The 26,599-nt window shown below is 59.4% G+C and carries 26 protein-coding genes and 1 riboswitch; of the genes, 12 read left to right on the top strand and 14 right to left on the bottom strand.

All coding sequences use genetic code 11. From position 1 onward, the window contains the following. Positions 1-70 precede the first annotated feature (70 nt). The 4 genes from hflK to ACR0C3_RS03250 all read left to right on the top strand — a co-directional run bounded on the left by hflK (position 71) and on the right by ACR0C3_RS03250 (position 3,910). Positions 71-1,216, top strand: a complete 1,146-nt coding sequence (gene hflK, locus ACR0C3_RS03235; RefSeq protein ID WP_170376323.1) for an FtsH protease activity modulator HflK — start codon at positions 71-73, stop codon at positions 1,214-1,216. Next, on the top strand, positions 1,216-2,094 hold the full coding sequence (gene hflC, locus ACR0C3_RS03240; RefSeq protein WP_170470136.1) for a protease modulator HflC: 879 nt from the start codon (positions 1,216-1,218) through the stop codon (positions 2,092-2,094). The genes hflK and hflC overlap by 1 nt, the downstream gene beginning before the upstream one ends. Beyond that, the gene (locus ACR0C3_RS03245; protein WP_170381551.1) at positions 2,094-2,288 is read left to right on the top strand and encodes a DUF2065 domain-containing protein; all 195 of its coding nucleotides are present in this window, start codon (positions 2,094-2,096) and stop codon (positions 2,286-2,288) included. The genes hflC and ACR0C3_RS03245 overlap by 1 nt, the downstream gene beginning before the upstream one ends. 185 nt (positions 2,289-2,473) lie before the next feature. Next, complete coding sequence (locus ACR0C3_RS03250; protein ID WP_170642501.1) at positions 2,474-3,910, top strand: Do family serine endopeptidase; 1,437 nt, start codon at positions 2,474-2,476, stop codon at positions 3,908-3,910. Between the two features lie 223 nt (positions 3,911-4,133). On the opposite strand, the gene ACR0C3_RS03255 is transcribed toward ACR0C3_RS03250, so the two are convergent. The 5 genes from ACR0C3_RS03255 to ACR0C3_RS03275 all read right to left on the bottom strand — a co-directional run bounded on the left by ACR0C3_RS03255 (position 4,134) and on the right by ACR0C3_RS03275 (position 8,318). Then, entirely contained in the window at positions 4,134-4,802 is a 669-nt protein-coding gene (locus tag ACR0C3_RS03255; RefSeq protein ID WP_170376330.1) for a Crp/Fnr family transcriptional regulator, read from the bottom strand. 121 nt (positions 4,803-4,923) lie between these two features. Next, positions 4,924-5,529: an inner membrane-spanning protein YciB gene (locus tag ACR0C3_RS03260; protein WP_170765682.1), complete on the bottom strand. Its 606-nt coding sequence runs from the start codon at positions 5,527-5,529 to the stop codon at positions 4,924-4,926. A 16-nt stretch (positions 5,530-5,545) separates the two neighbouring features. Next, complete coding sequence (locus ACR0C3_RS03265; protein WP_480757126.1) at positions 5,546-6,448, bottom strand: EamA family transporter; 903 nt, start codon at positions 6,446-6,448, stop codon at positions 5,546-5,548. An 86-nt stretch (positions 6,449-6,534) separates the two neighbouring features. Further along, positions 6,535-7,620 (bottom strand): signal recognition particle-docking protein FtsY, encoded by a 1,086-nt coding sequence (gene ftsY, locus ACR0C3_RS03270; RefSeq protein WP_480757127.1) that lies wholly within the window; start codon positions 7,618-7,620, stop codon positions 6,535-6,537. A gap of 59 nt (positions 7,621-7,679) precedes the next feature. Further along, positions 7,680-8,318: a lysoplasmalogenase family protein gene (locus tag ACR0C3_RS03275; protein WP_480757128.1), complete on the bottom strand. Its 639-nt coding sequence runs from the start codon at positions 8,316-8,318 to the stop codon at positions 7,680-7,682. Between the two features lie 129 nt (positions 8,319-8,447). Between ACR0C3_RS03275 and ACR0C3_RS03280 the strand changes: the two genes are divergently transcribed. After that, positions 8,448-8,843, top strand: a complete 396-nt coding sequence (locus tag ACR0C3_RS03280; protein ID WP_480554587.1) for a hypothetical protein — start codon at positions 8,448-8,450, stop codon at positions 8,841-8,843. A gap of 3 nt (positions 8,844-8,846) precedes the next feature. Here ACR0C3_RS03280 and xseA read toward each other — a convergent pair whose 3' ends face one another. Further along, the gene (gene xseA / locus ACR0C3_RS03285; protein ID WP_480757130.1) at positions 8,847-10,331 is read right to left on the bottom strand and encodes an exodeoxyribonuclease VII large subunit; all 1,485 of its coding nucleotides are present in this window, start codon (positions 10,329-10,331) and stop codon (positions 8,847-8,849) included. 76 nt (positions 10,332-10,407) lie between these two features. Here xseA and purD point away from each other — a divergent pair, with 76 nt between their 5' ends. After that, the gene (gene purD, locus ACR0C3_RS03290) at positions 10,408-11,670 is read left to right on the top strand and encodes a phosphoribosylamine--glycine ligase (RefSeq protein ID WP_480757131.1); all 1,263 of its coding nucleotides are present in this window, start codon (positions 10,408-10,410) and stop codon (positions 11,668-11,670) included. A gap of 81 nt (positions 11,671-11,751) precedes the next feature. On the opposite strand, the gene ACR0C3_RS03295 is transcribed toward purD, so the two are convergent. Both ACR0C3_RS03295 and ACR0C3_RS03300 read right to left on the bottom strand, forming a co-directional pair. Beyond that, positions 11,752-12,519, bottom strand: coding sequence for an FG-GAP repeat domain-containing protein (locus ACR0C3_RS03295; protein ID WP_480757133.1), 768 nt, complete (start codon positions 12,517-12,519; stop codon positions 11,752-11,754). Beyond that, a complete protein-coding gene (locus tag ACR0C3_RS03300) occupies positions 12,519-12,842 on the bottom strand; it encodes a 2Fe-2S iron-sulfur cluster-binding protein (RefSeq protein WP_170376365.1) in 324 nt (107 codons plus the stop codon). The genes ACR0C3_RS03295 and ACR0C3_RS03300 overlap by 1 nt, the downstream gene beginning before the upstream one ends. A gap of 127 nt (positions 12,843-12,969) precedes the next feature. Here ACR0C3_RS03300 and ACR0C3_RS03305 point away from each other — a divergent pair, with 127 nt between their 5' ends. Further along, positions 12,970-13,341, top strand: coding sequence for an OB-fold nucleic acid binding domain-containing protein (locus ACR0C3_RS03305; protein WP_480757135.1), 372 nt, complete (start codon positions 12,970-12,972; stop codon positions 13,339-13,341). Between the two features lie 84 nt (positions 13,342-13,425). On the opposite strand, the gene ACR0C3_RS03310 is transcribed toward ACR0C3_RS03305, so the two are convergent. The 3 genes from ACR0C3_RS03310 to ACR0C3_RS03320 form a co-directional block, all read right to left on the bottom strand. Beyond that, the gene (locus tag ACR0C3_RS03310) at positions 13,426-14,262 is read right to left on the bottom strand and encodes a hypothetical protein (protein ID WP_480757136.1); all 837 of its coding nucleotides are present in this window, start codon (positions 14,260-14,262) and stop codon (positions 13,426-13,428) included. A 161-nt stretch (positions 14,263-14,423) separates the two neighbouring features. Then, complete coding sequence (locus ACR0C3_RS03315; RefSeq protein ID WP_480757137.1) at positions 14,424-15,113, bottom strand: glutathione S-transferase N-terminal domain-containing protein; 690 nt, start codon at positions 15,111-15,113, stop codon at positions 14,424-14,426. A 23-nt stretch (positions 15,114-15,136) separates the two neighbouring features. Continuing rightward, a complete protein-coding gene (locus ACR0C3_RS03320) occupies positions 15,137-16,072 on the bottom strand; it encodes a DUF726 domain-containing protein (protein WP_480757138.1) in 936 nt (311 codons plus the stop codon). A 132-nt stretch (positions 16,073-16,204) separates the two neighbouring features. Next, a riboswitch (SAM riboswitch) is annotated at positions 16,205-16,282 on the top strand. Positions 16,283-16,347: 65 nt separating this feature from the next. Between ACR0C3_RS03320 and metZ the strand changes: the two genes are divergently transcribed. Next, positions 16,348-17,541, top strand: a complete 1,194-nt coding sequence (gene metZ, locus ACR0C3_RS03325) for an O-succinylhomoserine sulfhydrylase (protein WP_480757139.1) — start codon at positions 16,348-16,350, stop codon at positions 17,539-17,541. A gap of 219 nt (positions 17,542-17,760) precedes the next feature. Next, a complete protein-coding gene (gene folE2, locus ACR0C3_RS03330; protein ID WP_480757140.1) occupies positions 17,761-18,864 on the top strand; it encodes a GTP cyclohydrolase FolE2 in 1,104 nt (367 codons plus the stop codon). Between the two features lie 21 nt (positions 18,865-18,885). Here the strand turns inward: folE2 and ACR0C3_RS03335 are convergent, their stop codons facing one another. Beyond that, positions 18,886-19,968, bottom strand: a complete 1,083-nt coding sequence (locus tag ACR0C3_RS03335; protein ID WP_480757142.1) for a hypothetical protein — start codon at positions 19,966-19,968, stop codon at positions 18,886-18,888. On the opposite strand from ACR0C3_RS03335, the gene ACR0C3_RS03340 reads away from it, so the two are divergent. Further along, the gene (locus ACR0C3_RS03340; protein WP_170376382.1) at positions 19,967-21,415 is read left to right on the top strand and encodes a TrkH family potassium uptake protein; all 1,449 of its coding nucleotides are present in this window, start codon (positions 19,967-19,969) and stop codon (positions 21,413-21,415) included. The genes ACR0C3_RS03335 and ACR0C3_RS03340 overlap by 2 nt on opposite strands. Beyond that, a complete protein-coding gene (locus ACR0C3_RS03345) occupies positions 21,415-22,989 on the top strand; it encodes a 5-guanidino-2-oxopentanoate decarboxylase (RefSeq protein ID WP_480757144.1) in 1,575 nt (524 codons plus the stop codon). The genes ACR0C3_RS03340 and ACR0C3_RS03345 overlap by 1 nt, the downstream gene beginning before the upstream one ends. Before the next feature lie 59 nt (positions 22,990-23,048). Here the strand turns inward: ACR0C3_RS03345 and ACR0C3_RS03350 are convergent, their stop codons facing one another. Beyond that, positions 23,049-24,788 carry a serine protease gene (locus ACR0C3_RS03350; protein ID WP_480757145.1) on the bottom strand — a complete coding sequence of 580 codons (1,740 nt, stop codon included), beginning with the start codon at positions 24,786-24,788 and terminating at the stop codon, positions 23,049-23,051. A 205-nt stretch (positions 24,789-24,993) separates the two neighbouring features. On the opposite strand from ACR0C3_RS03350, the gene ACR0C3_RS03355 reads away from it, so the two are divergent. Then, positions 24,994-25,923 (top strand): glycine--tRNA ligase subunit alpha, encoded by a 930-nt coding sequence (locus ACR0C3_RS03355; RefSeq protein WP_170376388.1) that lies wholly within the window; start codon positions 24,994-24,996, stop codon positions 25,921-25,923. 8 nt (positions 25,924-25,931) lie between these two features. Here the strand turns inward: ACR0C3_RS03355 and ACR0C3_RS03360 are convergent, their stop codons facing one another. Beyond that, positions 25,932-26,564: a MarC family protein gene (locus tag ACR0C3_RS03360; RefSeq protein WP_480757147.1), complete on the bottom strand. Its 633-nt coding sequence runs from the start codon at positions 26,562-26,564 to the stop codon at positions 25,932-25,934. Positions 26,565-26,599: the final 35 nt, after the last annotated feature.

Here is a 26,599-nt window from a genome sequence, read left to right on the forward strand (position 1 = left end):
TGCAACTGCGCGCAACCAAGTTACAAGGAACACCGTGATCACACGGTCAAACACAAGGGAATAGACACATATGGCGGGCAACAGCGGTGGCCCCTGGGGGGGCGGAGGCTCCTCTGGTGGTGGAGGAAATCGGGGTAACAACGGTGACGGGCGCAAGCCTCCCGAAGGGGAGAGCCCGCAGATCCCCGAGATCGATGAGCTGATGAAAAAAGGGCAAGAGCAGCTGCGCGTCCTCATGGGCGGTCGTGGCGGCGGTGGCCGTGGCAGCAACGGTTCAGGCGGTGGCGGCGGTGGTCCGATCTTTACCAAAGGTACCGTGGCGATTGGCGCATTGGTCGCGATCGGCCTCTGGGCGGCGGCCAGTTTCTACACCGTGAAGCCAGAAGAACAGTCAGTCGAACTGTTCCTTGGCGAATTCTCGGCTGTTGGAAATCCCGGTCTGAACTTTGCACCTTGGCCGTTCGTAACTGCCGAAGTCATCCCCGTTACACGGGAACAGAACGAAGACATGGGCGGCGCTCGTGGCAGCGACGATGGTCTGATGCTGACCGGTGACGAAAACGTTGTCGATATCGACTATCAAGTCGTTTGGAACATCAACGACCCCGCTAAGTTCCTCTTTAACCTGCGTGACCCCCGCCAAACGATTCAGGCGGTGTCGGAATCGGCGATGCGTGAGATTATCGCGCAAAGCGAACTTGCTCCGATCCTGAACAGAGACCGCGGCATTATCGCAGAACGTCTGCAAGAGCTGATTCAGCAGACAATGGACAGCTACGATTCGGGCGTGAACATCGTCCGCGTGAACTTCGACAAGGCTGACCCGCCGCAGGACGTGATTGCCGCGTTCCGTGACGTTCAGGCTGCTGCGCAGGAACGGGATCGTCTTCAGAACGTCGCGGATGCCTATGCCAACCGTGTTCTCGCGGAAGCGCGTGGTGAAGCCGCTCAGGTTCTGGAAGAGGCCGAAGCCTACCGCGCCCAACAGATCAACAGCGCCCAGGGTGAGGCCAGCCGTTTCAGCGCGGTTCTGGAGGAATATTCCAAAGCGCCGGATGTGACCCGCAAGCGTCTGTATCTGGAGCGCATGGAGCAGGTTCTGGGTGACGTGGACAAGATCATCCTGGACGAAAACACCGGCGGCTCGGGGCAGGGCGTTGTGCCGTACCTGCCGTTGAACGAACTGCGTCGTACCCCTGCAGCGGAGAGCAACTGATGCGTAAAACGACATTTATCCTACCCGTCGTCTTCCTCGCGATTGTCGGTGTTCTGTCCTCGATCTTCATCGTGGATGAGCGTGAACGTGCTCTGGTTCTGCAGTTTGGTCGCGTTGTCGCGGTCAAGGAAGAGCCCGGATTGGCGTTTAAAATCCCTCTGATTCAAGAGGTTGTGCGCTATGATGACCGCATCCTGTCGATCGACGTGCAACCGCTTGAGGTGACGCCCCTTGATGACCGCCGTCTGGTGGTTGATGCCTTCGCGCGCTACCGGATTTCGGATCTGGAGCAGTTCCGTCAGGCCGTGGGTGTTGGCGGTATTCCGGTGGCCGAGGACCGTCTGGACCGTATCCTTCGTGCGGAAACCCGGGAAGTTCTGGGTTCGGTCTCCTCGCGCGATATCCTCAGCTCTGACCGTGCGGCTTTGATGCTGCGGATCCGCAACAGCGCAATTGCCGAAGCACGCGCGCTGGGCGTCAACGTCATCGACGTGCGCCTGAAAGCAACCGACCTGCCGCAGGCGAACTTGGAGGCCACGTTTGACCGGATGAAGGCCGAACGGGAACGTGAAGCAACCGACGAACGCGCCCGTGGTAACGAAGCTGCGCAGCGTGTGCGCGCGCAGGCGGACCGGACCGTGGTTGAATTGGTGTCAGACGCCAACCGCGAGGCCGAGATCATCCGCGGTGAGGCAGACGCCGAACGCAACGCGATCTTTGCTGAAGCGTTTGGACAAGACCCAGAGTTCTTTGAATTCTACCGCTCGCTGTCCGCCTATGAGCGTGCGTTGCAGGGCGGGAACAGCTCAATGGTCCTCAGCCCGGATTCGGAGTTCTTCAACTACCTGAAATCGCCCACCGGGCAGGCGACCCAGTAATGGGTATGATCCTTCTGGCCTTCGGGCTGGTGCTGATTGTCGAGGGGCTGGCCTATGCGCTGGCCCCTTCGCTTATTGAACGTATGTTAGAGGCGCTGCGCACGCTGCCAGAACAGGCGCGGCGTTTGGCAGGGCTGCTCTGTGTTGTCAGCGGTCTTGTGCTGCTTTGGGGCGCCTATCAGCTGGGGTTTTGACCCTTTGACCTCACTTGCCGGTGATTTCCCCGCGATCCTCAGTTGCGAGCGTGATCAAACCGACTACATTGGGTGGAAAGATAGTCTGCCTTAGGGCGGTCTGTAAGAAATTGACGACAAGGAGTTCCCAAGTGCAGGCACAAGCGCGCAGTATTTCCGTCCGGCGGGACGACAGTGTTGGTTTCATGCGACTGATGTGGCTGGCCTTCGGAGCGATGGTTTTGATCGCAGCGCAAACAGTTGCGGCGTATGCGCGTGGGGAAAGCCTTGCGCCGCTGGCGGAACAGATCAGCCCGGCGGTGGTCAATATCACCACGTCGACCCTGATCGAAGGCCAGACCGGGCCGCAGGGGATCGTGCCCGAGGGTTCTCCATTCGAAGACTTCTTCCGCGAGTTTCAGGATCGCAACGGCGACAATGGCGATCGCCCGCGCCGCAGCAACGCGCTGGGATCGGGGTTCGTGATCTCGGAAGACGGTTTTATCGTCACCAACAACCACGTCATCGCCGAGGCTGACGAGATCCTGATCGAGTTCTTCCCCGGCGATGGTCAGCCCGTGAAGGAATTGCCTGCGAAGGTGATCGGCACGGATGAGAAAACAGATATCGCTCTCTTGAAAGTCGAGGCTTCGGGGCCGCTGCAATATGTTCAGTTCGGCGACAGCGACACGGCGCGTGTTGGTGACTGGGTAATTGCCATGGGCAACCCGCTTGGGCAGGGGTTCTCGGTTTCGGCAGGGATTGTCTCGGCCCGTAACCGCGCACTGAGCGGGTCCTATGACGACTACATCCAGACCGATGCAGCGATCAACCGAGGCAACTCGGGTGGTCCCCTGTTCAACATGGATGGTCAGGTCATTGGCGTGAACACTGCGATTCTGTCGCCCAACGGCGGCTCGATCGGTATCGGGTTTTCGATGGCCTCCAATGTCGTGACCAAGGTCGTCGACCAGCTGCGTGAGTTCGGCGAAACCCGTCGTGGTTGGCTGGGTGTACGGATTCAGGACGTGACTGAAGATATGGCTGAGGCGATGGGTCTGGATAAACCCGGTGGCGCATTGATCAGCGATGTACCGGAGGGTCCTGCGAAAGAGGCCGGTCTGAAAGCAGGGGATGTGATCCTAAGCTTTGACGGGGTCGAGGTTGAAGATACCCGCGGTCTGGTGCGTCAGGTCGGCGAGACGACCGTGGGCAAATCGGTTCGCGTGGTCGTACATCGCGATGGTGGCACTCAGACTATTCTGGTCACACTCGGGCGCCGTGAGGATGCGGAGCGTGCCGAAACGAGTGAAGAAGACACTCCGGACGCGCCAACCGACGAAAACGCCGACATTCTCGGCCTGACTATTTCTCCGCTGACAGATACGCTGCGTGAAGATCTGGGGCTGGATGCCGAGGCGGACGGTCTGGTCGTGACCGAGGTTGATGAAGCCTCGGAAGCCTTTGCCAAGGGTCTACGCGCGGGTGACCTGATCACCGAAGCCGGGCAGCAGAAGGTCGAATCCATCAGCGACCTTGAGGCGCGTATTGAAGAAGCTACCGAAGCCGGGCGCAAATCCCTGCTTCTGTTGGTACGCCGTGGCGGCGACCCGCGCTTTGTCGCGCTGAGCCTTGAAAACTAAGCTCATCGCATAGCTACCGAAAAGGGCCGGGAATTTCCCCGGCCTTTTTCATGTCTTTTTGGTCCGGCAGAAAGAAAATAAGCCATATGCCTTTTGGGCATATGGCTTAGGTACAGGGAGAGATCAGTGGACAGATATCGGGGATGATTACTGACCTCCTACGGTAACGGGTTTACCCTAGGGCACTGACTTCTGAGTCGTCTGTGAACAAGATCACAAAAGGTCAGATCAGGTCCGATTCAGCCAAAGCGCGCAAAGCTTCGATGTCGTGGATCAGCAATCCGCCCCGCGATGCCTCAACCACATTGTCGCGTTTCCAGATCGAAATGGTTTTCGAGACGGCCTCACGCGTGGCCCCAACGAATTCGGCCAATTCACTTTGCGACAGGGTAATGCGTTCCGTTGGGTCGTCCTGCAGAGACGACAAGTGCAGCAGTTTGCGCGCCAGTCGAATCGGCATCGGCAGAAAGACCTGCTCGTTCAACTGTGAACTCATCGACCGCATCCGCAATCCGGCCAGACGGACCATATCAACCGCAAGATCGGGGTGTTGGCGGATTTGCTCCATCACGTCCCTGCGACGCACGCGCAGAACCCGAGAAGGTTCAGCAGCCGCAACAGTGGCCGTGCGAGGGCCGCTGTCGAACAGAGCGATCTCACCGAAGACCTCGCCCGGACGCATGAGCGTCAGCGCCAGCTTCCGGCCGCTCATCGCCAGGAAGGACACTTCGAGCGTCCCTTCGACGATGGCATAAAGCGCATCGCCTTCATCGTCCTGATCGAACAGGGTTTCGTTTTTATCCAAAGAGATTTCCGTCGCCAGCGCCGAGAGCATCTCGCGCAGGCCTTCGGATGCATCGGACAGGAAGCCGCTATTTGGGAATACCGCCATTCGGGTACTAATCTCCGGAGTAGGATGGTGAGTGGTTACTCAATTATTCACAGCAAGGTCAACAAGCCAAGCGGTTTCCTCGATGGAGTATCAAAGTGATATCATTGAGGCTATTGGTCACTTACTGGCGATCGGGGTCTTCCAGATAGCTTTGCAGGCGGTGGAACTGGAACATCAGGAAGGCCATCAACGCGATGGGAAAGGCGAAGGTTTCGATCTTGACCCACAGATCGGTGGACATCGTGCGCCAGACGATCTCATTGGCGATGGCCAGAACGGCAAAGCAGGCACAGAGGCGACGTGTCAGGATCATCCAGCCTTCGTGCTTCATCGGCAGCATCTCGTCCAAAACGTAGGCGAGGTAGGACTTTCCCTGCAGCAACCCGATCCCAAGAATGACCGAGAAGAACCCGTAGACCAGCGTGGTTTTCATCTTGAAGAACCGCTCATCATTGAACCAGGCGGTCAGGCCACCAAAGAAGATCACCATAAAGGCGGTAAATATCTGCATCCGGCTGAGCTTGCCTGTCAGGAACCACAAGATGCCCATTGCCGCCAGCATCAGCGGGACAAAGAGGATAGTAGCGATGATGAAGCCTGAATACTCGATACCGCCGATCAGAAAGCTGTCATCACGCAGTCGCAGGTAGATGAAGAAGAAGGCCAGCGGGGGCCCCAGCTCCAGCACCTGTTTCAGAAACGGGTTGATCTCTTTTTTGCCTGTCATCGTGGTGTCCTGCTGTTCATCCGCCCATTTCAACGATTACAGCGCCCAATGCAATCAGTGCCATCAGGGCGATGCGTCTTGGGCCAACGGTTTCTTTCAAAACCAGCCAGCCGATCAAGGCTGCAAATACAGTTGATGTTTCGCGCAGTACAGCCGCTTCTCCGACTTTGTCCAATCGGGTGGCCAGCATGATGGCTCCGAATGACAGCGGCGCGATCAAGCCGCCTGCGAGCCCGCGCAGCATCAGCGGACCTGGGGAAGGGCGGTTGATCATGGCACGCCATCTGAGGAACGCGTAGATCGGCATCGCGAAGCCGTCGATCATGAAGAACCAGGCCAGAAAGGTGAACGGATCAGCGGTGGCGCGGATGCCATAGGCGTCATAGGTCGTGTAGAGCGCTACGAAGAGACCGGTGGCAATCGCCAGGGTGAGAGCGATGCCTAGAGTCTCACGATTGGTTTCAAGAAACCGGAAATTATACGCGGCCAGCCCGAAGATGCCGGCCAGAAGGACGGCCACACCGGACCATTGCGTGCCTGTGAAGGTTTCTCCGAACAGAAGGTAGGCTCCGATCACAGTGAAAAGCGGGCCGGTGCCGCGAACGACCGGGTAGACCACCGTGTAGGAGCCTTTGGTATAGGCCAAGGCCTGAAGGATCTTGTAGGTGATGTGGATCAGCCAGACGATGCCGAAGATCGGCCACATATAGGGTTCGGGCCATGGCACGACGAATAGGGCAAAGGGGATGGCCATCAGACAATAGCAGGCGTCGATGGCCCCGCGAGACAGCCACGGATCGTGGCGGCCCTTTTGCAGTGCTCCAAAGACAGCGTGCAGGAAGGCGGCCATCAAGGCGAGGCCCAGGGCGAGGGTGTGGCCCGCTTCGGTGCCTTCGAGTGAGATCAGCCAGTAGCTCAATTGTCAGAACTTGTCCAGTGTGACGAGGCTGGGGGCCGTCTGCCCCCAGACCCCCGAGGATATTTTCAGCCAGATGAAGAGGCGGATCAGTTTTGGTCGAGGCCGGTCAGGGCCGCTGCGAATTCTTCGGGGTCGAACGGGGCGAGGTCGTCTATTTGCTCTCCGACGCCGATGGCGTGGATGGGCAGGCCGAACTTGTCGGCAAGCGCGACCAGCACGCCGCCTTTGGCTGTGCCGTCCAGTTTGGTCATCACAAGGCCCGACACGTCGGCGAGTTTGCGGAAGGTTTCCACTTGGCTGAGGGCGTTCTGGCCCGTGGTCGCATCCAGCACAAGCAGCGTGTTGTGCGGCGCGGTTTCATCGACCTTGCGGATCACGCGGACGATCTTGGCCAGTTCCTCCATCAGATCGGCACGATTTTGTAGGCGACCTGCAGTGTCGATCATCAGAAGGTCGGCGCCGTCCTGCTGCGCTTTGGTCAGGGCGTCAAAGGCAAGGCTGGCAGGGTCCGAGCCTTCGGGCGCGGTCAGAACCGGGACGCCTGCGCGGTCACCCCAGACCTGCAGTTGTTCTACGGCGGCGGCGCGAAAGGTATCTCCGGCGGCGATCACGACCTTCTTGCCAGCGGATTTGAACTGGCTGGCCAGTTTGCCGATGGTTGTGGTCTTGCCCGAGCCGTTGACGCCAACCACCAGCACCACTTGCGGGCGTTTCGGGTAGATTGGCAGGGGGCGGGCGACTGGCTCCATCACGCGGGCCACTTCCTGCGCCAGCAGTTGCTTGATCTCGCGGGAGGAGAGTTTGCGGCCAAAACGCCCCTCGGCCATGTTAGAGGTAACGCGTAGGGCCGTGTCGACGCCCATGTCCGAGGCGATCAGCAGCTCTTCGAGCTGTTCCAGCATATCGTCATCCAGCGTCCGGCGGATTTCGGCCTTGGCTTCCGTGCGGCTGAACAGGCGACCCAGTAATCCACTGGATGCGGGCTGATCTTCTTGCGCAGTCTCGGGTTGCGGTGCAGCTTCTTGCGGCTGCGGGGCGGGTTCGGGCGTCTGCGCTACCGGTTCTGGTGTGGTGGTTTCTTCACCTCCGTCTTCGACAATGGCGTCCAGCCCTTCCTCAAGACGAGATGAGGATTTGAACAGCTTGTCCTTCAGCTTTGAAAAAAACGCCATTTTCGGTCTCCGCAGGTGTTCCTCTCCACCTAATGTGGATTTGCCGGAGTTGCAAAGGGTCAGGTGAAAGCGATCAGCAATCCGGCCTGCGCGGCCCAATAGAGCGGCCAGACCAGATAGGGGGTCAGCTTCAGCACCGGGTGGCCTTGGGGCAGCAGAAACTTCTCGGTTGCCAGCACGAGGTCCGAGGCGATGAAGGCCAGTGCTGCAGGCAAGGCCCAACGCAGCATACCGGTCTCGGGCAAAGATAGAACAGCGACGCCCATGCCAAGGATGATCGGGATGTAGAGCAGAACCGGGAGTTTCAGCTCTCCGGCTCGCGGGGTGAGCAAAGTGGCGGCAACGATCCCCAGAAAGAGGAGTGACCAGAAATATCCTGGCCGTTCCAGAATGAGGTCAAAGTTGCTGTTGGGATGTGTCAGGAACAATGCGATGTAAGCGATATGGCCAGCGGCAAACGCGCCGATCCCTGCCATGAAGGTGGTGTCTGATTCGCGAGACAGCAGAGCATCCCCAACTGCGCAGAGGCCCAAGGCGACAACCAGCAAGGGCGCGCCTCCGCTGAGGAGGGCGACGAGCGCCAGCACAGCAACCGACGCGGTTTTCAGAACGGTACGGAGCGCGCTTGCCGGGCGCGGGGACAGCGGAAAATAGGCCAAGGCACAAGCGGCGGCGAGCCAGAATAGCAGGTGTGTCACGTCGGTCCCCTCAGTCTTGTTCGGGCCCACTGTTCTTTGCGGTGGCGCGCGGCACAATAATGACGTGAGGGCAGGCGAATACCGGCGTGGTGATTGGCCATGCCCGCCCGCATCTGACACTATGGCCTCATGTTGAGGCATCTTGTGATTCTATTGGCGCTGTCGGCGCAGACGGCGGGCGCGCAAACGGCGTTGTCCGGCGCCGAGTTCGACGAGTATACGCAGGGAAAAACCTTGTTTTATGGCTTCGAAGGGCAGGTTTACGGGGTTGAGCGATACTTGCCGAACCGCCGCGTGATCTGGTCGTTTTTGGATGGCCAGTGCAAAGAAGGCGTCTGGTATCAGCGTGAGGATCAGATCTGTTTCGTCTACGAGGACCGGCTAGACCCGCAATGCTGGGTGTTCACCCGGTCGGGCGGAGGGCTGATCGCGCAGTTCGAAGGCGACCCGCAAGCGACCGAACTCTATGAGGCGGAAGACCTCGGGGAGGAGATGGTGTGCCTGGGGCCTGAGGTTGGGGTTTGAACTCTAGAACAGCGATCCCTGATCTGGCGCGTCGGGTTTGGTTTTTTTCGCGGCAGGGCGGCCAGATGGACCGGTCGTCAAGCGGCCGTCTGAGAATTCGATCTCAAGCGCCGCGTGTTTGCCGGCCTGCGCCTTGGTGGTCACGACGTCGCCCTCGGCGCGCACAACCGCATAGCCCCGCGCCAGCGTTGCCTTGTAGCTGAGCGTTTCACGCAGGCGGTCAGTTGCGCTCAGTTGCTGGCGCAGCCGCTCCAGTCGGACGGATTGGGCCGCGTCTAGCCGCTCGGCCAGTCGGGAAATAGTCTGGCGTTGTTGCTCTATCTCACGCTGGATCGAGCGGAGGGAGAGGCGCGATGACAGGTTGCGCAGGTGTTCCTGACGGGAGGAGACGACGCCTCGCAAAGTCGATGGGCGCAGATGAGCCGACATCTCGACCAGTTGCAGGCGGCGGTTTTGCACCCCGCGATTCAATGCGGGTGTCAGGCGTTCTGCAATCAGATCAAGGCGTTGTCGTGGAGAGTTCAACAAACTATCCGGACGTGGAAGCGCACGCGACACGTCACGTAGTCGCTGCGCGCGGCGCTGAACCGCATCGCTGGCGGCCCGCGACAGGCGCGCGCCTTGTTCGTTGGTCCAGGCCACTAACTCCATCCGCACGGGGACGGCCAATTCCGCAGCGGCCGTTGGCGTCGGCGCGCGGCGATCGGAGACAAAGTCGATCAGCGTCGTGTCCGTCTCGTGCCCCACGGCTGAGATCAGCGGGATCTCTGATGCGGCAGCCGCGCGGGCCACGTTTTCTTCGTTGAACCCCCACAGGTCTTCGATTGAGCCGCCTCCGCGTGCAACGATGATCAGTTCGGGGCGCGGCAAAGCACCACCGGGCGTCAGCGCGTTGAAGCCTTCGATGGCGCGGGTCACCTCGGGCGCGCAGTTTGCACCCTGTACGGCGACGGGCCAGATCAGAACCTTGCGGGGGAATCGATCGCGCAGGCGATGCAGGATATCGCGGATCACCGCCCCGGACGGAGAGGTCACAACGCCGATGATCTGGGGCAGGTAGGGCAGCGGTTTCTTACGCTCGGGCGCGAACAGCCCTTCGGCCTCCAGCTGCTTCTTACGCTTTTCCAGCAGCGCCATCAGCGCGCCTTGGCCGGCCACTGCGACCTCATCAACATTCATGTTGTATTTGGATTGCGCGCCAAATGCTGTGAGGCGACCGGTGACGACGACCTCCAACCCTTCTTCGGGAACAACGGACAGTCCGGAAATCTGCCCCTTCCACGTGGTGCAGGCCAGAACGTTCCGGTCGTCCTTGATGTCGTAATACAAATGGCCCGAGCGCGCCTTGAACACGCGACCGACCTCGCCGCGTACACGGATTCGACCGAACGAGCCTTCTAGTGTGCGCTTCACTTCGCCAGAAATCTCGGAAACCGAGTATTCAGGGGTGTTTTGGCCGGGAATTGGGTCGTCAAGCAGGTCGGACATTTCAGCGCCTTGTGTCAAATGCCGTGCCAGCTTAGAACGCCGCGCAGGCGAGGCCAAGCAGATCGGAGACGACCTTATGAACATTCTTATTCTCGGCAGCGGTGGGCGTGAGCACAGCCTCGCTTGGGCGGTGATGCAGAACCCCAAATGCGACCGTCTGATTGTTGCACCGGGCAATGCCGGGATCGCCCAGATCGCCGAATGCGCGTCGCTGGATATCGAGAATGGCGGTGCGGTTGTTAATTTCGCCGAGGCCAACGCGATTGACTTCGTGATCGTCGGCCCCGAGGCGCCTTTGGCCGCTGGCGTGGCCGACCGCTTGCGTGAAGCCGGTGTACTGGTTTTTGGCCCCTCTTCCGAAGCGGCCCGGTTGGAAGCCTCGAAGAGCTTCACCAAAGAGGTGTGCGATGCCTCCGGCGCGCCTACCGCCGCCTATGCAAGGTTCACCGAAGCCGCGCCCGCCAAGGCCTACATCAAAGAGCAGGGCGCTCCGATCGTGGTCAAGGCTGATGGCCTGGCGGCAGGCAAGGGCGTGATTGTGGCGATGGACGAGCAGACCGCTCTGGACGCAATTGACGATATGTTTGGCGGAGCCTTCGGTGGGGCAGGTGCCGAGGTTGTCATCGAAGAATTCATGGATGGCGAAGAGGCCTCGTTGTTTGTGCTGAGTGATGGAGAGAACATCCTGTCCATCGGCACCGCGCAGGACCACAAGCGCGTGGGCGAGGGGGATACAGGTCTGAACACCGGTGGGATGGGGGCCTATTCCCCGGCTCCCGTTCTGAGCGCCGAGATTGAGGCGCGCGCGATGGATGAAATCGTCCGACCAACCATGGCCGAGATGAAGCGCCGGGGTGCGCCGTTCCAGGGGGTTCTCTACGCCGGTCTGATGATCAAGGATGGGCAGCCGCGTTTGGTGGAATACAACGTCCGGTTTGGCGATCCCGAATGTCAGGCTCTAATGATGCGTCTTGGGGCGCAGGCGATGGACCTGATGCATGCCGCAGCCGAAGGGCGCTTGGAAGAGACGCGGGTGAACTGGGCCGATGATCATGCGATGACCATTGTCATGGCAGCCAACGGGTATCCGGGTGCCTATGAGAAAGGCTCGGTTATCAAAGGTTTGGACAAACTTCCTGAAGACAGCAGCAACATGGTGTTCCACGCCGGGACAAACGCGGTTGAGGGACAAATTCAAGCTGTTGGCGGCCGTGTTCTAAATGTCACCGCCCGAGGTGCTACGTTGCAAGAAGCACGGGATCGGGCCTATGCCATGGTTGACGGGGTGGATTGGCCCGAGGGCTTTTATCGCCACGATATTGGGTGGCGGGCTCTTTAACTTAGTTGTGGTTCAGGGGGCTTTGCCCCCTCGGCCTACGGCCTCTTCCCCCAGGATATTTTTAGCCAGATGAACAGCGGATCAGCACTCTAAGGCTTGGTTCAGACTTCGTCGGCCTGTGAAAGGGCCGAGGTCTGACGTGGTCCATCCATTGTTGTAGGTGACGCTGATGATGCGCGACCAGTCGGCGCTGGCTGTGATCAGTTCTGGCGTTTCGCCGCAGTCGCGCAGGCCACCAGAGATATAGTCTTCGCCGATGCGATGGTTGGTCAGACCCGGCAGAGAGGCGGTCTCGGCCAACGCGCCATCTTTGTAGCGCCAGATGCGCAGGGTTTTGGCAAGGTGGGGGCGATCTATATAGGCGATTTCGATATAGCCATCACCATCCAGATCGGCGGCTCCGATCGGGGCAAGCCAGCGGAAGCGGGTTCCGATATGCGGGGTGGCAGCGATCTTTGTGCCGCTTGCGTCGTAGATTGCTAGTTGTGCGCCAAGTTGCGCGTGGGATTCGACTACGACAACTTCGGGCGTTCCGTCCGAGTCCATGTCTATCAGTCGAGGAAAAAGGTCTTCGAAAACCCGATCTTTGGACAGGCGTATCGTTCGCAGCGTTTGCACATTGTCTGAACCGCGAGTTTCGACCCGGAGTTCCAATGCGCCGTATTCCACGTCGTCCCCCAAGACGCCATGGGCGTAGCGTGTTGTGGGTTCGGTAAATTGGGCTTCGGTTATTTCCTCTGATGCCGCGGCAGAGCTCACGCCGGCCAGCCACAGGCACAACATCGGTGTCGCGCCGCGTGCCCGACGGTGCCAAGGGCAGACGGGGGGACGCGGCGCTTTGGAGGGCATCAGATCTGTTTTTCTGGCATTTGCACGACCAGACCGTCCAGTGCGTCCGTGACCTTGATCTGGCAGGTCAGACGCGAGCGGGCGGGATCGGGCTCATAGGCAAAGTCCAGCATGTCCTCTTCCATGTCATCCTTGGCGGGGATTTTCTCAACCCAGTCGGGGTGGATATAGACGTGGCAGGTCGAGCAGGCGCAGGCGCCGCCGCAATCGGCCTCAATGCCGGGAATGTTGTTGTCTCGGGCACCTTCCATAACGGTCAGCCCATTGGCGACGTCGACTGTATGTTCGGTACCGCTATGCTCGACATAGGTGATCTTTGCCATGGCTTGCGTCTTCCTTTTGCGATGTTCGAATTCTTCCTTAATCAAGGCATTTAGGTCTTTCTAGCCTCATTTGCGACTCTGTGCGCCGCGTCTGGACTTTCTGCGCAATTGTTCTATTTTTGTTCTCATGCTTGTTGCCGCGACCTGTCCTGATGTTTCAAACCGAACCTGGCCCCGCCCGCCTTCCTGTTTGCCCGCCAACCGGCTGGATCAGCCACCCGAAGGCGCGCGGGTGGCGGTGGCGGGTCTGGTGATCCTGCGACAGCGGCCCGGAACCGCCAAAGGGGTGATTTTTCTGACGCTTGAGGATGAGACGGGGATCGTGAACATCGTGGTCTGGCGCAAGATCTACGAGCAATTCCGTCGCGCGGTGATTTCGGGGCGGTTGCTGAAGGTCACGGGCCGAATGCAGCAGGCCGACGCCGTGATCCATGTGATTGCGGAAGAGATCGAGGATATCTCGGGAATGCTGGATGTGCTGGTGCGGGGAGAGGGGTAGGTCAGCTATTAGACAAACTCACCGTTCCTAGCCAGCCGCCAAAAAGCGTGCGCTTTGATTTGCAACCGCCGGGCAATGGTAAGTTCAGTAAAGGCGGTGCAAAGCTGGGTTGGCAACGGGTACTTCGTACCTCAAAGTAATCTTCTTTCCCGACAGACCAATTACGATAACAAAATCCCACCAACGTTCTTGATCATCATCGCTCCAAGAAGTGGAAGGGCTGTTTTCGGGGATGTCGACTGAGATTCTTATCTGGCTGCCACCCATCTCTTCCGTCTGACCTGTTAGTTTATGATCCACAACTTTCTCAAAAGTGACTCCGTCACTTTCTTCTCGGCGCACGACTTTCAGGTGTTCCAACCACGCTTCGATCTGTTCAACCTGCTGAACTCCAACCACCTTCATCACGGCCGAAAACTCTGCGCCAACCCATGCGGGACGGGTCTCGGAAGTCAAGTTGACATACTGCTCTAGAGCCCAGGCTCTCCAAGCAAAATAGGTGCTACGCGCAAAGTAAATCGCACCCGCCATCGGAAAAACATTGAGTACAACCCAATAGTTTCCTCCGGGTAGTCCCGAATGCAAGGTGGCAATACCGACGAGAGCAAACACCACCAATATTACAGTGAACGTCAGATTTCCCCAGAACTCCGGTTTGCTTCGCGAAGTCATTTGGTCTGTTCGCCACCTTTTGTCTCTCATCCAAGGCTCATCTGGGAAATCGCCTGTGGACGCGCGACGAAATCTGTCTTCGCGGTAATTCAGGAAACACACCCACAGAACTCCGACGAAAATCGTGAGAAACAACAAACAGAAAGGGAAAACCCACCAAGAGAACTTTTGATGCGAGACTGCGGCGACCAAGGTTGCCATCATAGTTGCTACCCCAATAGCGATGGCCCCATTGGTCGTAACACGCATTGAACGGTCTCCGAATTCAAAAGCTTGAGGGTCTACTGCCTCGCACGGCTAGCTAGTCTGGCTTTGCGACAACGATAAGGCAAATATTGCACAAGCTTGCATTTTCCCATTTCGAAGCATTCGCTTAAATGGGGACTGAGCCGACATAGGATCAGTCGGGCCTACCGTTTGAACAAAAAGTCCTGTGAACGCTTGTCCCGATGGTCCCCGCGCAGCTCTGCATACAAGGCGCGTCCGGCTTGCACGCCCGGGCGGGCGCTCACAGCCTCTAGCCAGCGGGCGAAGTGAGGCTTGTCGTCCAGAACCTGCTGCTGACCCTCCCAAAGGCTCGCCCAGCCCCAGATAGACATATCGGCGATCGAGTAAAAATCACCCGCGACATACTCGTTCTCGGCCAGACGCCGATCCAGCACGCCGTAAAGCCGGGCGACTTCGGCTCGGTAGCGGTCTTTGGCATAGGGCAGGTCCTGAGGAGGCTCCAGGTTAGGGGCATATTTCAGGAAGTGATGCGCCTGACCCGCCATCGGGCCAACGCCGCCCATCTGCCACATCAGCCACTCTTCTACCGCAACCCTGTCCCGTTCGGTCGCGCCGTAAAACCGGCCGGTCTTGCGCGCCAGATACATCAAGATCGCGCCGCTTTCGAACACGGAAATCGGAGCGCCATCAGGCCCGTCCGGATCGACGATAGCGGGCATGCGGTTATTGGGTGAAATCTTCAGAAACTCCGGATCGAACTGGTCACCCTTGCCGATATTGATCAGATGGGTGGTGTAGGGCAGCTCCATCTCTTCCAATGCGATGGAGGCTTTCCAACCGTTCGGGGTGGGCCAGAAATACAGGTCGATCATGATGACTCCTCAAGCTGAGGGGATCATGAAGCTTTCTGAGCAAACGGCAAGAGGCCCTGTGGGCGGGGTAGGGCAAAAAACCGTGACCAGCGCCTGTGCGGTTTTTCGGGGATACCGCGTTTGAGCCTTTGCAGGCAGAGGCGCTCGGGATCGCGCAGCAAGGCGTTGTAGACGCGCAGCACGCCGGGGCGTGTGTAGCTGGACCAGTGGCAGATACGCCGCTCGGGCGCGGCGAGCGGGGAGATCAGCGCCGACAGGTGATCCACCGTGTCCGGGCAATCGATCTGCAATGTGACCGAGTTTGGTGCCGTCAGGCCCGCGCCAATGCTGACATCGCCACGACGGGGTGGCTGGATGAAGGTTTCATAAAGAAAGTCGAATAGATCATTTTCGCGGCTGATGATGTTGATGAACTCAGCCGCGCGACCGGCAGGTGTGGTCAGGGCCGCGACGGTGCGGGATTGATAGGCAGCCCCGGTGAGAGAAATGATCCGGCTGAGCGCGCCGGGTGGAATGTGATGCAGAGCCTCCAGCGCCACCTCAATACCCATGGAATGGCCGATGAAATGGATCGGACGCTTTGGGTTCAAATGATGCACATCACGAATGACGTCAGCCAGTACCTTGCCCGCTTCAACTGCCCGACGTTGCGCCGACCAAAGCGGGCCCCGCGCGTCCCAACCAACGGCAATGGCAAGACCTTCGTCCTCAAACCCGCTACCAAAGCCCAGATGTTGTGGCCAGCTGGGGCTGTACCAAGGCATCGTCTTGGGGTGCAGCGACAGAATATGCCGGTGTGGGCAGGCACCGGCATCGTCGGGCCGATACTTGTATCCGTGGGTCATGATAATGACTGGTCCGTCGGATTGCTGGGCCTCTTGCACAGCCTCAATCAGGGGTCGGGAACTTCCATGCAACTCAGCACGTCCGTTGACAGCATTGATCCTGATTACTGGCATAGCTCTGCCCCATACAAGATGTTGTGGTGTCGCTTTGTCATGGCGCTATGACGTTTCCGTGAATGAACGATTACAGAACCGTGACGTCGCAGGCGTCGGGCTTGACGAATTCGCAACTGCGGCGTAAGGGCAACAACACCACGTGGCGATTTGTTACCGGATTGCGGGCCACGCTAAACAACACCGCTAAAAGGTCAGGATGAAAGGCCCCTTTCGCTTGACCGCGTCTGGGGTTTTTTTGATGCGCCTCGGGGATCGAGGCCGAAAGGAATGACATGAGCGAGAACTGGACCAAACGCACCCAAGCCGTCCATGGCGGCATCCGTCGCAGTCAGTACAATGAGGTGAGCGAAGCGATCTTCCTGACCCAGGGCTTCGTATACGACACTGCCGAGCAGGCCGAGGCCCGGTTCCTGGAATGTGGCCCGGATGAGTTCATCTATGCCCGCTACGGCAACCCGACTGTGTCGATGTTCGAACAGCGCATCGCCGCGCTGGAAGGGGCCGAGGATGCCTTTGCCACCGCCTCCGGCATGGCCGCTGTCAATGGTGCGTTGACCTCGATGCTGAAGGCGGGGGACCATGTGGTCTCGGCCAAGGCGCTGTTCGGGTCGTGTCTGTTCATTCTGGAAAACATCCTGACCCGCTACGGTGTCGAGGTGACGTTTGTCGATGGCACCGATCTTGACCAGTGGAAGGCGGCGATCCGCCCCGACACAAAAGCCGTGTTCTTCGAATCCATGTCGAACCCGACGCTTGAGGTGATCGACATTACTGCCGTTGCGGAACTGGCCCATGCGGTTGGTGCATTGGTTCTGGTGGACAACGTGTTCTCGACCCCGGTGTTCTCGCGTGCGGTCGAGCAGGGCGCGGATGTGGTGATCTATTCGGCGACCAAACATATCGACGGGCAAGGTCGGGCGTTAGGCGGTGTGATCCTTGGCACCAAGGAGTTCATCCGTGGCACCGTCGAACCCTACATGAAACATACTGGCGGTGCGCTCAGCCCGTTCAGCGCGTGGATCATGCTGAAGGGTCTCGAGACGATGGCTTTGCGGGTCAACGTGCAGGCCGCAACGGCGCAGGCTGTGGCTGAGGCGCTGGAAGGCCACTCGGCGCTGGAACGGACGCTGTATCCGGGTCTGAAAACCCATGCACAGAATGCTCTGGTGCAAACGCAGCTGGGGGGCAAGGGCGGAACCGTGCTGTCTTTGGACATTAAGGGCGGTAAGGACGCAGCATTTGCATTTCTCAATGCGCTGACGATCCCGGTGATCTCGAACAATCTGGGGGATGCGAAATCCATCGCGACCCATCCTGCAACCACAACCCATCAGCGTCTGAGTGATGAACAGAAAGAAGAACTGGGCATCACACCCGGTCTGATCCGCCTGTCCATTGGTCTTGAGGATGCAAACGACCTGTTAGCCGATATCCAACGCGCGCTAGACGTTTCGCAGGGGCAGTAGAAAACGCCTCTAATCGGTGCAGTGACAGGCAGAGAGGTGGAGCAACCTGCCTCTCTGATGCACGGTGACTGGCGGCACAATGTGTCGCTGCCGCGCGCAGAATGCCGGATTTACGCTGGGTTTTTTCGATCCATCCTGTTAATTGGCCCGTATCGGGTTAAAATGGATACTGAACTTCAGCCGTTTTAATTTCGACGGCCAACCGAGGAACCTCAGCCTATGAATGTTCACCCCCGTGACATTGACGACGCCCCCAACAGGGAACAGGCTGCAGAAGCGCTGAAATTGCTGCGGCAATGGGCCAAGACCGCACCTGCGGCCGAGATTAGCCAGTTGGACCCTTCTTTGGTGCGGCTCGTGCCCGGCATGTCGGCGGTGAACTATCCATCCCTGTCACGTGAATATCCCGAAGGTTTTGTCGCGGATGAGGCATATCGGGCCACATTGCCCGACCTGCAAAACGGCCCGTCCAGCCTGATCCGGGGCGCCAAGCAGCAGATCCAGCACGTGGGCATCTCGAACTTTCGCCTGCCGATCCGTTTTCACCGTAAGGATGGAGACGACCTGACGCTTGAGACTTCGGTCACCGGCACGGTGAGCCTGGAGGCCGAGAAGAAGGGCATCAACATGTCCCGCATCATGCGGTCCTTCTACAAACACGCCGAGCGGACCTTCAGCTTTGAGGTGATGGAAGCGGCGCTGAGCGACTATCTGACCGATCTTGACAGTTTCGACGCACGTCTGCAGATGCGCTTTTCCTACCCCGCCAAGGTGAAAAGCCTGCGCTCTGGCCTCGAGGGCTACCAGTATTACAACATCGCGCTGGAGCTGATCGAACAGAACGGCGTGCGCCAGAAGATCATGCATCTGGACTATGTCTATTCTTCGACCTGTCCCTGCTCGCTGGAACTGAGCGAGCATGCCAGGTCGCAGCGTGGACAGTTGGCAACGCCGCACTCGCAGCGCTCGGTCGCGCGGATTTCGGTGCTGGTGGATTGCGACGCCGACTGCCTGTGGTTCGAAGACCTGATCGAGCTGTGCCGCCGTGCGGTCCCGACGGAAACGCAGGTCATGGTCAAGCGCGAGGACGAACAGGCCTTTGCCGAACTGAACGCGGCCAATCCGATCTTTGTCGAAGACGCTGCGCGCTTGTTCTGTGCCGAATTGCTGGCTGACCATCATGTCGGCGATTTCCGCGTGATCGCCAGCCATCAGGAGAGCCTTCACAGCCATGATGCGGTCTCGATCCTGACGGAAGGGCCCACATTTGCGACCTCCAGCCTTGATCCGCGTCTGTTCACGACCTTATTCCACGTGGGCTAACCCTCCGGAGATGCGGAAAATTTAGCCGCGTCTTTTCCAAAACAGCGCCTTTTCGCCGCAATGCAGCGAAATTTGCTGCGTCTGCGCAGTAAATGGGCTATGAAGGCAGGGAATGCAGCTGCCGCTTGCCCGTCTATACGGGTGTGCCGCCCCCGGAAGGAAGCCGAGACGTGCGACGCCTTGGACTGCAAGACCCCGCCAACCGCCCGAGTGATCGGCGCGGACTGGGCATCCCTCTCTCAGTGTTCCGGCTGCATCGCATTTACAGGAGAGACATGTCATGAACCCAATATCCCAACCGTTGGAGCTGCAGGCGGCTGCAATGCGCGTGGCTGGATACGCCGTGGTCAGCCAGATGAAGATTATGCAGATCATGGCCCGGTCGGCCATGGAACTGCCGATGGCGCCCTTGCACGCGCTGCGCAATACAGCATCGGAGCCGGCGCCGGCCAAACCTGCAGCAAAACGTGCGACGGCACCTAAACCTGTTGCCAAACAGGCTGCAAAACTTGCTCCGGCCAAGCGGGCCTCGACTGCCAAGAAGGCGCAGCCCAAACCCGCTGCATCGAAGCCCAAGGCGGAACCGGTTGCAAAATTCACCGCTAAACCACGCACGGCGACGAAACCAGAAGCCGCCAAAGCTGCCCCCGCACCGGCGACGCCTAAACCTGCGGCTAAGGCAGCCCCGGCTGTAGCAAAGCCCAAAACGGCTGATAAGACGACCCCGGCAACAGCAAAGACAAAACCAGCGGCCAAGGCAGCGCCTACACCGGCGACATCCAAACCCGCAGCCAAGGCTGCCCCTGCGTCCGCAACACCTAAACCTGCGGCCAAGGCAGCTCCGGCAAAGACCGTGGCAAAAAAAGCGGCACCGGCCAAAACTCCGGCGGCCCCCAAGACTGCGCCAAAACCCGCGGCCAAGGCACCAAGTGCGGCACCGGCCAAAGCTGCTGCAGCCACGACAGAGGCCCCTAAACCGGCCCCTCGCAAAACGCGCGCGCCGTCTAAACCGCCCGCAATGCCCAAGGTCGTTGCGAAATCCGACGAGTAATCGGGGTCATCTGCTTGACACGGTCGGGCTGGCGCGCCAACGCTGCGCGTCATGATGGATCTTCGCCCGGTCGGATATGTGATTGGCATGCTGGTCGCCATTCTGGGGGCGACCATGCTGCTGCCTATGCTTGCCGACATGATCGAGGGGCGGGGCGAGTGGCATGTCTTTCTTGAAAGCGCGATCATCACCGTTCTGACCGGCGTTGTCCTTGCGCTGAGCTGCGCCAATGGCGTAGGAGAAGGTCTGACCATCCGTCAGACCTTTTTGCTGACCTCGGGCGTCTGGGTCGCGCTGCCGGTGTTCGGAGCAATTCCGTTTCTGTTTGGCGAGACCGAGCTGCGCTTTGTCGACGCGTATTTCGAGGCGATGTCTGGCCTGACCACCACCGGATCGACCGTGATTTCGGGTCTGGATGACCTACCGCAGGGCCTGCTGCTATGGCGCGGTATCCTGCAATGGCTGGGCGGCATCGGGATCATCGTTGTGGCTATGGTTTTCCTGCCTGAGCTGCGGGTCGGTGGTATGCAAATCTTCCGTTCGGAAGGGTTTGAAACCATGGGGAAAATCCTTCCCCGCGCGCAGGAGATCGCGGGCCAGATCTCGCTGATCTATGTGTTCCTGACACTGGCCTGCGGCCTTGTCTATGCGGCCGTCGGGATGGGGTTCTTTGATGCGACAGTCCACGCTATGACCACCATCGCAACGGGTGGATTCTCGAACTACGACAGCTCGTTTGCAACCTTCAGTGGCCCGGCGGAATACGCGGCCTCGGTCTTTATGATCCTCGCGGCATTGCCGTTCGTGCGCTATGTGCAACTGGCCAATGGCAACACCTCGTCGCTGTGGCAAGACAGTCAGATCCGGGCCTTTCTGGCAACCATTCTGGTACTGGTCGTCGTGATGTCTGTGTTCCTGACCTCGGTCTTTCCGCACCATTGGGAAAGGGCCCTGCGCGAGTCGCTGTTCAACATCACCTCGATCATCTCGGGCACTGGCTATGCGAGTGTCGACTACATGCTGTGGGGTAGCTTCCCGATCATGCTGTTCTTCCTGATCGGCCTGATCGGAGGCTGCGCCGGATCGACCGCCTGTTCGATCAAAGTGTTCCGCTATCAGCTTCTTTTTGCGTCGATCAAAACGCAGATCCGGCGCATTCGATCGCCGCATGGGGTTTTTGTTCCGCTTTACGACGGCAGACCTGTCAGCCGGGACGTTCTGACCTCGGTCATGAGCTTTTTCATGTTTTTCGTCCTGTCGATGGGGATTTTGTCCTGGGCGCTGGCGTTGACCGGGCTGGACTTCATCACATCCGTTTCGGGTGCTGCGACGGCGCTTGCCAATGTCGGCCCGGGGCTGGGGAATCAGATCGGCCCTGCGGGCAATTTCGCCGGCCTGAACGACACCGCGAAATGGCTGCTGACAGCAGGCATGTTGGTTGGTCGGCTCGAGTTGCTGGCCGTCTACGCAATCTTTACCGTCCAATTCTGGAGAGACTGATGAAAAGACCCCTTGGCGCGCAGCTGTCTCACATGCTGAGGGATCGCGGCGTGGATGTGATTTTTGGTATCCCCGGCGTCCACAATCAGGAAATGTACCGCGGTATAGAAGAGGCCGGGATCACCCATGTGCTGACCCGGCATGAGCAGGGCGCCGGTTTCATGGCCGATGGTTATGCGCGGGCGACGGGTAAGCCGGGCGTTGCCTATGTCATCACCGGTCCGGGGCTGTGCAACATCATGACACCGATGGGGCAAGCCTATAGCGACTCGGTCCCGATGCTGGTGCTGTCATCCTGTCTGGATGAGACGCAGGCGCAGCGCGGCCAGTTGCACCAGATGAAGGACCAGCAAGGCGCGGCGGGCACGGTCGCGGATTGGTCGGCGCAAGCGAACACCGCGCAGGCCGCTTATGGTCTGGTCGAGCGTGCGTTTGAGGAGTTCGAACTTTCTCGCCCGCGGCCCAAGCACATTCAGGTGCCGATTGCACAGCTTGAGGGCGATGCCGATCCCGCGCAGTTCCCGAACCAAACAGCCCTGCGCCCCAAGGTGTTTGCCCCGGATGTCGCGCCGGTTGTGTCCTTGCTGAACATCTCCAAACGACCTTTGTTCATTCTGGGCGGCGGCTGCAAATCGAACGAATGGCGGCAAATTCTGACTCAGCTGGGGGCAGCCTGTTTCACGACTTACGCGGGGCGTGGCATGGTCGGGGCGAACTATCCTTTGGATTTCGGGGCGATGCTGCCTCGGCCCGGCAGCGCCGAGGTGATCGCCTCAGCCGATCTGGTGATCGCTGTTGGGGCCGAGCTGGGCGAGGTTGACCTCTGGCGGGAAGAGCTTGGCCATTCGGCGCATCTGGTCCGCGTCGACTTGGACGCCGAGGTCCTGTCAGACCGCCACCGCGCTGCCGTCAAGATTCAGGCCGACAGTGCCAGCTTTGCCCGCGCCCTGTGGGCCGTTACTGAGAGCGCCAAACCTGCGACGGGTTGGACGGCTGAGGAAGTCGCTGAGGTGCGCGCCCGTTGGCGGGCCGAGGTTGATGCAGAGCGCCCAGGCATCGTGCCCGTCGTTGATGCGCTGCGCGCCGCGATGCCTGCCGACACCATGATCTATTCGGACATGACCCAATTCGCCTATGCCGCGAAAGAGGTCTGGGATATGGCCTATCCGCATCATTGGCACCATCCGACTGGCTTTGGCACCTTAGGCTATGCGTTGCCCGCTGGCATCGGTGGGGCAGTGGCGCGGCGCGGGCGGCCAACGGCGGTAATCGCCGGGGACTATGGGTTCCACTACACGATGCAAGAACTGGGCGTGGCGGTGGAACTGGGCCTGCCGTTGCCGATTATCCTTTGGGACAACGGCAAGCTGAAAGAGATTGAGGACAGCATGGTCCGCAGCCAGATCGCGCCTAACGCCGTTGTGGCGCGCAATCCTGATTTCTGCAAACTGGCCGACGCGTTCGGGGCGCTGTCCAGTGCGCCTAAAACTGTGGATGAGATGCAAGAGGCAGTCAAAGCCGCGTTTCAGGCCTCGGGGCCTACATTGATCTACCTGACGCCGGACATTCTTTAGTCGGGAAACTGGAAAGCCGCCGCGCAGATGCGCAGCGGTTTTATTAATTTTAGATGCTTTTAGTCCCAGCAATGCACCAGAACAGTCATCCCATTGGCGCGGCGGCTCAGCTCATTGGGTGAGATCTCGGCCGTCTCTTGCGCCGCTTGGCCCGAGATGCCCGCTTGGGTTAGAACGTCGTTCAGCCCTTGGGTCGAAACCGCCAGACTGACCGAGCTGGGCAAGGTGCGGTCTTCGGACGGGGAGGGCAGCAGCATGCCAACCACGCTGCCACTGTCGTCAAAGACCGGACCACCGGCATCGCCCGGCTGTGCAGCCAGAGCAAGACGTTTTACACCGGCTTCGCCGTTCAGGCCACGCACATCCGCGATCTGACCGAAGGTCAGCGTGGGTGCCCCCAAAGCCCCTTCGTACGAGAAACCGGAGACCGCGACCTCAGACTGAATGCGCGGCTGGTCAGAGCGGAACTCGGCTACGTTGATCGGGGCCAAAGACTTGCGCGGGCGCAGGACAGAGACGCCTAGATCGGCATCCGTCCAGGCCACCTGAAGCTCCTGATCGCCTTCCAGCGTGACACGGCTGCAGCTGTCGGCGGCCTCGGATACGGTCAGAACAGTACCGGACGCATCCGCAAAGAAGCCTGAACGGGACAGGCGCGGTTTGCGAACCTGAAGACCCGAGACCAGATCGACGCGCTGCTCAGCATCCGCGCCAGCGCTGGAATCCAGAACTGCGTCGGTGGTGGCAAAGCTGGCCTTTATCGCAGCCAGAACACGGGCGCGTCGGGCCTCATCACCCTCGGGCCAGACCAGCGTGAAGCCTTTGATCTTGCCATCCTTCAGCGCCGCTTCGGTGTAAGAGACGATGCCTTTGCCGCGCCCTTCCAGAGTAAAGCGATCACCGCGCAGCTCTCGTGGGCCGACAAGCGGTACGATTTCCAGCGATTGCATAACCTCATAGAGCGCGCGCAGGGTGGATTTACCACCCTCCTGACTGAGAAGCAGCGCCTGTGCGTTCAGTTCGGATTTACTTTGGAAATGCGCAAAAGGGGCCTCATAGCGATCAAAGGCGATGGCCCCCAGCGGCAAATCAACCGAGATTCCAGCCTGATCGTCGGTGTATCGCTTCATTCCAACGCTGATCAGCGGCGCGTTATAGTCCTCGATCAATGCGGCGCGTTGCACAGTGGTCAGAACGCCGGTTGCCTCATATCCGTTGAAGCTTTGCCAGTCGGCCATCGACCGGCGTGTGCCTTGGCCAAAGGCTCCGTCGATGGTCGAGTTGTAGAACCCGGCAGCCTGAAGTGCAGTCTGCAGGTCCTTGCGTTCCTGAGACGTCAACAAACGCTCGGATTGCAACGCCTGCGAGCGGGTTTCATCCGAAGGCTGCGGGGTTGCGTCAGACAGCGTGTCGATGGTGGGCTGTTCGGTCTCTACCGGCGGGGCAACGGTGCCCCGGTTCAAAACATTCGCCCCGATCGGCCAGTACTGCTGGCCCAAGGAACTTGAGAAAGTGATGAAACTGTCGCGAGGAATTTGTCCTTCGGCGCGGTAAACCCGCAGCACCTGTTCTGCGTCGCTGCGCAGATAGGGGCCGATCACAATGGCGTACCAACCGCTGCCCAGGCGAAAGCCATTCACGTCCGGCAGTGCGCGGGCGTAATCCTGCGCACGATCCTGTGCCTCACGCAGGGATGGCTGCGCCTCGACCTGAACCCAGACGCCCTGATCTTGCTGGGCGGTCGCCGCGCGTAGGCCGACCAAAAGAAACAATAGAATTGCCGTAAATACTCGTGTCATTTTCTGCCCGTTTATGCAGTTTTGATGCTTTTGCTCAGAATACCCGATTTCGGGTGGCGAAAGCCATGGTGGGAATGCGGGGAATTTGCGGTGTGGCAGCGCAGATACAGCAAGGACCCATTGGCCCGTTGACGCCCCTCGGCCCCTTGCATAGGAAGGGCCAAACCCATCGGAACCGGGCGCAGGCGCGCCCAAAGGGAATGTCATGACCGATCAGTCCAGCGCACCTCGTTCTTTTCAGGAGATCATCCTGCGGCTTCAGACCTATTGGGCCTCGAAAGGCTGTGCGATTCTGCAGCCTTATGACATGGAGGTCGGGGCAGGGACGTTCCACCCGGCGACAACCCTGCGCGCGCTCGGGTCCAAGGCATGGGCCGCGGCTTATGTTCAGCCCTCGCGCCGTCCCACGGACGGGCGATATGGTGAGAACCCGAACCGTCTGCAGCACTACTATCAGTATCAGGTTCTGATCAAACCCAGCCCGCCGGACCTTCAAGAGCTGTATCTGGGCAGCCTCGAGGCCATCGGCATCGATATGGAGCTGCACGACATCCGTTTTGTCGAGGACGACTGGGAAAGCCCGACCCTCGGCGCGTGGGGCCTAGGATGGGAGGTTTGGTGCGACGGTATGGAAGTCAGCCAGTTCACCTATTTCCAGCAGGTCGGTGGTCATGATTGCACGCCAGTCTCCGGCGAGCTGACCTATGGTCTGGAGCGTCTGGCGATGTACGTGCTGGGCATCGACCACGTGATGGACATGCCGTTCAACGATCCTCAGTCCCCCAGCCCGCTGACATACGGTGACATCTTCAAGCAGACCGAAGAGGAATACGCCCGTTGGAACTTTGATGTGGCCAACACTGAGGTTCTGCTTCGTCATTTCGAAGAAGCTGAGGCCGAATGCGCCACCATTCTGGCGCAACAGCATGATGATCCGAAAACAGGCAAGCGCATCGTGATGGCACACCCGGCCTATGATCAGTGCATTAAGGCCAGCCACATCTTCAACCTGCTGGACGCGCGCGGGGTGATCTCGGTGACCGAACGGCAGGCGTACATCGGCCGTGTCCGGGCGCTGGCCAAGCAATGCGCGGATGCGTTTGTCCTGACTGAGGCCGCCGGGTACGAGGCCTGATGCAGCGTTCAGGCCAATCCGGGCAGCAATGCCTTGAGGCCGTCAGAAATCATGCCGATGGCAATGGCCGAGAGGATCATACCCATGAAGCGGCTCATGATGACGCGTGCGTTGCTCGAAAGACGTTTGGACAGCCATGGGGCATTCCAGAAGGTGACCAGAAGCAAGGCAACGACGGTCAGGAATACACCTGCGAAAACAACAGCTTCAAGCGGCTTGTTGACGTGATGCGCGTACAGGATCAGGGTTGTGATCGTGCCTGGACCGACCAGAATGGGAAAGGCCAGCGGGTAGAACGCGACTGTGTCAGGCGCAGGATAGGCCTCTTTTTCTCCGTCCGTTCCGTGATGCGAGGTGCTTTCGTTGCCGTTCAGCATGTTCATGCCGATCATGAGCACGACCAACCCTCCGGCGACGCGCAGATGGTCTACGCTGATGCCGAACAGGCTCAGCGTCTGACTGCCAATGGCCGCGAACGCACCGCCCAGGATCAAACAGTAGAGCGCGGTTTTGACTGCGACTTTACGTTGATCCGTAGGGGGCAGGTCCTGCGTAACACTCAGGAACACAGGCAGGTTGGTGATCGGGTTCATGATCGCAAACAGCGCACCAAAGAACCCAACGGCGAGGGTCGATTCCATGAAAACACCCTTGTGGTTTAAAGTTTTACTGCGAA

This window comes from Ruegeria sp. CK3, from assembly GCF_056536565.1.